Origin of the sequence: Sphingobium cupriresistens LL01 (assembly GCF_001046645.1) — a bacterium.
In the GTDB taxonomy this organism is placed as follows: domain Bacteria; phylum Pseudomonadota; class Alphaproteobacteria; order Sphingomonadales; family Sphingomonadaceae; genus Sphingobium; species Sphingobium cupriresistens.
This window is the reverse complement of the sequence record NZ_KQ130446.1, coordinates 1-6,950: the sequence shown is the minus strand read 5'-3', so window position 1 is coordinate 6,950 and position 6,950 is coordinate 1. Positions and strand designations below refer to the sequence as shown.

The following is a 6,950-nucleotide window of genomic DNA, read 5'->3' as shown; positions in this document are numbered from 1 at the left end:
GATGAGGAAGCCCGCGACACGGCCATAGCGGCCCGCCTGGTCGATCCTGCGGTTCTGGCAGCCCGTGCGGAGGCCGGAGCGCGTCATGGGGCCGCAGATGGCCTTGCCGGGGCGGGAGAGACCCTGCGGCGTCGGATCGATGCTGACACGGCCGCGCACGCCGCCCTGAACGATCGTCTTGCCGCCGATGCCGCCGATCGCCGCGCACATGAACTGCGCCGGCGCCGGTGGGACAGGTGGTGGAACGGCGCGCTCGCCGGCTTCGCCCTGCTGGTGCCTGTTGCGCTGGGTTACGGCTACCACCTCGGAAACGGGGCCGGTGAAGCATCGGGCTATGCCCGCGCCCGTGACGAGGTCGCCGCCGCGAGCTGGGCGAACACCGTCAACGGCAAGCTCGCCCGCCGCATCGATCAGGCCAGCGAGCAGACCATTCCTGCCATCGCCGCCTGCCCCAAGGATCACGGCTGGAAGCGGGAGAAGCGCGACGGGGCCTACTGGTGCTTCGGCGCAAACCCCGACGCCAAGACCTACAGCGGGTGGCTACTGCCATGAGCCTCGATGATCGCACCCGCACCTGGCAGCTCGTCATGACCGGTGATGATCTCCGGCACGTCACGCTCGAAACCCAGGCCGACATGGCGCGGCTGCTCGACCTCGATCCCTCCATTTCGCACCTGACGCTCGAAATCGGCGACGATCGCGTCCACGTCGCCCGCGACTGGCCTAGCGACCAATACGAAGAGGCCGATCGCCTGATCGATCGCATCGTCGCCTCGGGCGTGTGCGCGATCGTCGTCCACGATGGCCACGGCAAACCCCCTCGCCGCGTGACGACCGGTGAATGACCGCGCACCGCCCTCGCCCCGACTCCTTCCTCGCCAAGCCAGAGGCCGATAGGCCGTCCTGTGACGGCGTAGCCGGCACGCATCATTAGCGCATCGGCCGAAGGCCGATTCTGCATGTTATCCCGCTACCGTTGCCTCGTGCGCGCCCGCGATGATTCTAGATTCTCTATGATTCTATGATTCAGAGATCACAAGCTGTTGATTTACCGAGGGTAAACAACCCCACCTACGATGAATGGGGTGCGCAGTTACGACAAATGGGGTGCCCACCTACGACAAATGGGGTGCCCAGATACGACAGATCGGGTGCTTCATAAGGAATGGGGTTTCTATGCGATCTATGACACTGGTGTTGATCTTATATCGTAACTGACTAAGCTCATGCTGTGCCTGACGACCTTCCCATCGGCCGCACTATGAAAGCGGCTTCCACGATCTCGGTTCGTGACGGTCATGCTATCGTCAAAGCCGGCGAGTTCATCGAAGCACGGTTCGGTGCGGGTACATCGCCCTCCCTCGCAGCCCGCAAAACCCTGGCTCTTCTGATCGCCAAAGCTGCCGGCGAAGCCTGGCGGCCGGGATCGCATGTCATTGCCAAGCGCGAGCTGCGGGGCACCCACAATGCCAACGATCGGATTCAAGACACGCTCGACGAGTTGATGGATGTAAAATTCCAGATGCCTTCGACCTCGGCCCAAGGGCGCGCCGCGACCCTCACTGCCGCCCTGCTCGCCTGGACGCTCAACGAACATGCGGAGGATGGCCGAGCTACCGTCGAGTGGGAGTTCACGGCCCCGGCTAGGGCTATCCTGCAAGGAAGCGATTATTACGCTCGCCTCAACCGGGCGGCTCTGCTCGCCTTCCGGTCAAAATATGCGATCACCCTCTATGAGATGGGCTGCCTGCTGGCTGGACGCCGCAATCCAACATGGTCCGGGACGGTCGATGAGTTACGGGAGCGGCTGGGGGCACCGTCCAATTCGATGCCGAACTTCTCTGATTTTCGCCGTTTGGTGCTGACACCCGGAAAAGCCGAAATCGATCAACTCGCCGCCTTCACGATGGACTGGGTAGAACGACGTGGAGCCAGGGGAAAAATCACGCACGTCACCATCACCTTTTACCCCAAGGATGATGACGCCACCAACGCTGCGGCTGATGAGGCAGAGCGCCATAGTACGGGACGTCGATCGCGGCGTGAGGGCACTGCTGAAACCATTGTCGATGCCGCCAGCCTCATCGCTGTAGCAGCAACGCGAATGTCGGTTTCCGATACGCTCCGCTGGCCTGCCGACGACCGCGTGGATGAATTCAAAACCCCAGAACTCTATGCGATCGGCCGGACCTTGGGTGGCGGTCATGCCGTTCAGCGGCTCGCCGACCAATATGTCAAAGTCCTCAAGGATCGCCGTCGCCAACTTGTCGGGGATGCCCTCAAAGCGGACTGGACGAAATGGGTTACGGGGTGTTCCGCTAAGTGGGGCCGAGCCTGATCCGTTTCCAATGATACCCGTTCCTGCTAACCGTTAGCTGACAGCAGTTTGAAACGATACGTAACAGGATACTGGATCGATGGCTTACACCTTGGGCGAGGCTGCTAAAGCCACCGGCATCAGTAAGGCGTCTATCTCGCGAGCAATCAACAGCGGTCGAATATCAGCCATAAAAACCGAGAGTGGGTCATTCTCGATTGAACCTGTTGAACTGCACCGGGTCTACCCCCCAAAGTCCTCTGCACCAGTTAGCGGCGTACCATCTGAAACGGTACGCAACACCGGGGGTGACACAGGTAACACCTCCGATTCCAACGTGTTACAAGCACGCCTTAATGCCGCTTTGGAACAGTTACGCGACCGGGACGGCACTATTGACGATCTGCGGCACCGCCTTGACCGCTCAGACGAGGAACGCCGGGAGGCACAGGCCCGAGTGATCGGCTTACTGGCTGGGCCGGGACCAACGGAATCCAAGCGAGGGTTTTTCGGTCGCCTGTTCGGCCGACCCGATGAGTGACCCCCGCTATCGCCTGGCAAGCCGCGATATCGTTGCCTGATCCACGTCGAACAACGCCGCGACGGTGCGTTGCGTGTCGCCGGCTGCAAGCCGCTGTAGCGCCTCGGCCTGCTGGTGAGGGGTGAGGGCCGCACGTCGGCCGAACTTCACGCCGCGGGCCTTGGCCTGGACCCTGCCGGCAGCGGTGCGCTCGGTGATGCGTTGCCGCTCATAGCTCGCCGCGATCCCCAGCACGGCAATGACGACCTCGGCGAACTGCGAGGTGGTGTCCACCATCGGCTCTGCGATCGAGCGGAAGCCAGCACCGGCCTCCTTCACCGCATGGAGAATGTTCAGCAGGTCACGGGTGTTGCGGGCAAGGCGATCGGTGGCCGTCACCATCAGCACGTCGCCGGCATCGAGCGCGCCGATCGCGCGCTTGAGCTGGGGCCGCTCGGCCGTCGCGGCGCTGACCTTCTCGCGGTAGATCTTGGTGCAGCCGGCCGCGTCGAGCTGGGCGAGCTGCTGCGCCAGATCCTGCCCGTTGGATGAGACGCGCGCGTAGCCGTAAATCATGCTCCGATTGTGCATCGGAATTATGCATCATGGAAGTGCCCGGATTTCCGCCATTTTCCGAGTGATGCAAAACCTGTGATTTTTGCATCATCAATTAGAAAATGTAATATCGCACACTTGTTTCGGCGATTTCCATCATAGTCGCATACAGCTCCGCTGTATCCCACTCGTTCGATCGGAAGAACATAGATACAGGAGCGTAGTCTTCTCGTTTGAAGACAAAAATCCTGTTTAGAGGATAAAACTCATTCATCGTTATTACGCGATCCAAGATCGATGATCCCGGCGCGAAGTCTATGCCCCAACCAAAACAGACAAATGGCGTTATTCGCTCATATTGCAACGCCGACCGAAACCCAATTAGATTTTTCCCAAGACGCTCTATCGCATTGCCTTGAGACTGCTTTCCTTTACCTTCGAGCGCTCGCTGGTCGTTTGTTCCCTGCCTTTTCATTTCAACGGCTAGAACAATGCGCTGGAATGATGGATCATCCTCCTTCTTGAGGATTAATATCCCTCCATCAGGCTTAATGAACGATCCCTCTTTCGTCAGAGCGGAGAACTCAAACCTTGTCTCATAGCTGCTTATTATATCGATAAGCTCACGAAGGGTGATCCTATCTACATAATCGAGCCGATAACCCATATCCTTGAGCGGGAAGCGCGTGTTCATGTATTCGATGACGTGCATCATCGCTTCGACGACCTTCTTATCATCGCCTTTTGACAGCAGGTTTTTTACAACGTGCTGATTTTTGTTCAGCCTAAGCCGCTCGCTGTTTGCCATGTTGCACAAAATAGTGGCCGTTAAGAGCCGGTAGGTTGAATATAAGAACTTCGCTGTGGAACAGAATTCCGTCAAATACGTCCTTTGGAAGGGAGACAATACTTGTTATCTCCGGGTATTCACCCTCGATAAACTTCTTCCACCTCGAACTGTTATCAGTTTGGTTTAGCCGAAATCCATAGGGGGTGAACATTGCAATAGGCACAGACGTGCCAAACAGCTCTAGGGCTTTTTGAAACCATACCTCGGGTAATAGCGGCCTACCGCCATAGTTCGCTTTGATATATTCTTTTGTCTTTGAATCTATATTGAACGGTGGGTTCATTATGACGAGAGATGGTTTCTGCCTGATATGGCTTTTGCGAACCTCAAGGTAATTCTTCTCAATGGTATTTGGAAACCCTTGGTCTTCAATATCAATGCCCAAGGTTTTATACCCCTCGCGCTGCCAAGGCAGAAGCAAAGCGCCTTCGCCGACACACGGATCAACAACCAGTCCGCCCTTTTTAATGTGAGGGCTTATGATCGAGAACAGAAATTCGCTGACGTAGTCCGGGGTACAGACGGTCGCCTTTTTTTCGTTTTGGTAGAAGTTGTTGCGATCGACCCGATACATAATGTCCGCCTTTTGTTCCGCCAAAGCCTCGGCTAGGAGGTCGGCAAATCCGTGCGGCGCGGCAATCTTTTGCACCACGATCCCCACCCTATGGGAATCGAATTTTTCGCTCAAGCGGTTTTTGGTGCCTAAAAAGGGGATTGTTAGGGGCTTTGGTTCGACTACGTTGATGACATGCCAAGGCCGAAAAACGCCATCCCCACCAAAAAGGTGACCCCCACCATTACGATGGCGGTTCACGATCGCCTCGTCAGGTTGGCCAAGATAGGAATTTACGGCAGCAGCCCCGCAGAGGTTGCGCGACACCTAATCGTGTCGGGATTGGATGACCTCACCAAAACGGGCGTCTTGCCAAACGACCATCAAACTACCGGCTGAATCCGATATCCGGCCCGTCGCGGTCATGCTGGCGTTGTCGCTGCTGATCGCGCTCGTCCTGACCATGATCGAGCGCCGGCGTCTGCTGCTGCCGGGGTGAGTGATCGAGCGCCGGCAGTGCATCGAACCCATCGCCGGTGCTGGTCTGCAACCCCGCCCGCATCGTCCGCGCCGCGCCCTGCACCAGGCTCGCCATGCCATGCGCCGCCAGCTCGGCCTGGTCGCGCACCCGCTGCCCCATCTCCTGCAGCCACTCCCGGCCGCGCTCGAGATACGCCCCCAACCCGCGCTTCTCCTCGATCGCCTCGTTCATCTGCCCGCGCGGCGTGACGGCGTGCGGCTCTTCGCCTGCCGCGATCTGCTCGGCATACGCGCGCCGCTCGATCGCGGCCGAGGCATGGCCCATCTTCACGGTCGGCTCCATCTCTACGCCTTGGCGGGCGTAGCTACGATGATCGACCCGCTCGGCCACCTGCGCCAGTTCCAGCGCGTCGTTGACCTGTTCGGCCCACCGCTCCCGGATCGCCTCCACCTCGACTGACGCCGACGATCGCACGTCGAGCTGGCGCGTCTTCGCCCCCAGCCCGTCCGCGTCCACCACCCGCGTCGTCGTCATGACGTGCGCGTGGTGGTTGCGATCGTCGCCATAGTCGTGCGGGGCATGGATCGCCGCATCGACCGCCACCCCGTAACGGTCGCGGATATCCTCTGCGAAAGCACGAACCAGGTCGCGGCGCTGGCCGGCGTCCAGCTCGGCCGGCAGTCCCAGCTCATACTCCCGCGCTACCTTGGCGTCCTTACGCTTCTCCGCTGCCTCGGCCGCGTTCCACAGCGCCGATCGGTCCTGCGCCCACTCCGCGCCTTCCGGCACGACGATGAACGCATCCTCAACCCCGCTCCGTCGCGTGTAGTCGTGCACCAGGCCGTCGCGCTCGTTTTCGAGGGCCACGCCGGCACGATACGCGACCGCCGCGACGGCGCTGCGCCCGGTCGAACGCGACACCGATTTTACCGCCAGATGGTAGATCGCCATCGGTCGCGCGCCTTCCTCGAACGTAGTCCAGCGGCATGACGCTGGTCGGGGTGTGGGGCGGAGGCCCCGCTGTCGCTCGGCGACATGGGTCAGGGTGTCCCTGCCGCACGCATTACGCAGTAATGCTAAAGTGCGCCCTTGTCTCCTACTGTCGTCTCGGGTGGCTTCGTTTGTCGGTTTGCGCTATGCTCGGTTCGTGATCGTGCTTTGACGCGGAGAAGGTATGACTGCCCCCACTCCCGAATCTGTCGAACTGGCGAAAAAACGTCTTGCCCAGGCCAAGGCTCGCCTCGATGCGCTCAACGCCCGGATCGCCACCGAAGGCCGTCGCCTCGATACCCGCCGCAAGATCATCCTGGGTGGCCTGCTCCTCGATGCCGCCACCAAGGATCAGCGGTTCGCCGGCATCGTCTCCGAGCTGACCCACCGCATCAGCCGCGATCAGGACAGGAAACCGTTCGAGGGGTGGACACTGCCCGGGGAGGACCGCTGATGGACCGCGATCGTGACGACGATCCCCGCCGCCCGGTAGAGCGCGGAAGGGGGCGTGATCTGCTCGGGTCCGATCGCCACGATCCCCCGGCCGGCAAGTTCGACCCGGCCGAGTTCGACATGCCCACCGACCCTCCGCCCTCTGCTGCCGGTCGCGCTCGCGGTGCCGCCGACGCCGCCCAGGCGCACAGCTTCTTCTCCCACCTCGATACCAACATCCAGCGCATCCTT

The 6,950-nt window shown here is 60.2% G+C and carries 10 protein-coding genes; 6 read left to right on the top strand and 4 right to left on the bottom strand.

All coding sequences use genetic code 11. The annotated features are described in order from the left end of the window. The 4 genes from V473_RS24240 to V473_RS23350 form a co-directional block, all read left to right on the top strand. Positions 1-552 (top strand): hypothetical protein (locus tag V473_RS24240; RefSeq protein ID WP_066609374.1); only part of this gene is annotated, 552 nt, incomplete at its 5' end. Further along, on the top strand, positions 549-845 hold the full coding sequence (locus V473_RS22580; RefSeq protein ID WP_066609373.1) for a hypothetical protein: 297 nt from the start codon (positions 549-551) through the stop codon (positions 843-845). The genes V473_RS24240 and V473_RS22580, both read left to right, overlap by 4 nt. 386 nt (positions 846-1,231) lie before the next feature. After that, on the top strand, positions 1,232-2,338 hold the full coding sequence (locus V473_RS22575; RefSeq protein ID WP_244884605.1) for a replication initiation protein: 1,107 nt from the start codon (positions 1,232-1,234) through the stop codon (positions 2,336-2,338). Between the two features lie 79 nt (positions 2,339-2,417). Then, positions 2,418-2,858 (top strand): MerR family transcriptional regulator, encoded by a 441-nt coding sequence (locus V473_RS23350; RefSeq protein ID WP_082679299.1) that lies wholly within the window; start codon positions 2,418-2,420, stop codon positions 2,856-2,858. Between the two features lie 6 nt (positions 2,859-2,864). On the opposite strand, the gene V473_RS22570 is transcribed toward V473_RS23350, so the two are convergent. The 4 genes from V473_RS22570 to mobQ form a co-directional block, all read right to left on the bottom strand. Beyond that, positions 2,865-3,413: a recombinase family protein gene (locus tag V473_RS22570; protein WP_066609377.1), complete on the bottom strand. Its 549-nt coding sequence runs from the start codon at positions 3,411-3,413 to the stop codon at positions 2,865-2,867. A gap of 94 nt (positions 3,414-3,507) precedes the next feature. Continuing rightward, a complete protein-coding gene (locus V473_RS23885) occupies positions 3,508-4,200 on the bottom strand; it encodes an EcoRI family type II restriction endonuclease (protein ID WP_066609371.1) in 693 nt (230 codons plus the stop codon). Next, the gene (locus V473_RS22560; protein WP_216628564.1) at positions 4,178-5,122 is read right to left on the bottom strand and encodes a DNA methyltransferase family protein; all 945 of its coding nucleotides are present in this window, start codon (positions 5,120-5,122) and stop codon (positions 4,178-4,180) included. Before V473_RS22560 ends, V473_RS23885 begins: the two co-directional genes overlap by 23 nt. A 61-nt stretch (positions 5,123-5,183) precedes the next feature. Further along, positions 5,184-6,227 (bottom strand): MobQ family relaxase, encoded by a 1,044-nt coding sequence (mobQ, locus tag V473_RS22550; protein WP_082679298.1) that lies wholly within the window; start codon positions 6,225-6,227, stop codon positions 5,184-5,186. Between the two features lie 223 nt (positions 6,228-6,450). Between mobQ and V473_RS22545 the strand changes: the two genes are divergently transcribed. Both V473_RS22545 and V473_RS22540 read left to right on the top strand, forming a co-directional pair. Then, positions 6,451-6,720 carry a mobilization protein gene (locus V473_RS22545; protein WP_066609358.1) on the top strand — a complete coding sequence of 90 codons (270 nt, stop codon included), beginning with the start codon at positions 6,451-6,453 and terminating at the stop codon, positions 6,718-6,720. Continuing rightward, the coding region (locus V473_RS22540; protein WP_169793979.1) for a hypothetical protein at positions 6,720-6,950 on the top strand (231 nt) is incomplete at its 3' end. The genes V473_RS22545 and V473_RS22540, both read left to right, overlap by 1 nt.

Bases quoted from the DNA above. Each gene is read 5' to 3' on its own strand.
- V473_RS22570 (WP_066609377.1), bottom strand. From the start codon at position 3,413: ATGATTTACGGCTACGCGCGCGTCTCATCCAACGGGCAGGATCTGGCG.
- V473_RS23350 (WP_082679299.1), top strand. From the start codon at position 2,418: ATGGCTTACACCTTGGGCGAGGCTGCTAAAGCCACCGGCATCAGTAAG.
- V473_RS22545 (WP_066609358.1), top strand. From the start codon at position 6,451: ATGACTGCCCCCACTCCCGAATCTGTCGAACTGGCGAAAAAACGTCTT.
- V473_RS23885 (WP_066609371.1), bottom strand. From the start codon at position 4,200: ATGGCAAACAGCGAGCGGCTTAGGCTGAACAAAAATCAGCACGTTGTA.
- V473_RS22580 (WP_066609373.1), top strand. From the start codon at position 549: ATGAGCCTCGATGATCGCACCCGCACCTGGCAGCTCGTCATGACCGGT.
- mobQ (WP_082679298.1), bottom strand. From the start codon at position 6,227: ATGGCGATCTACCATCTGGCGGTAAAATCGGTGTCGCGTTCGACCGGG.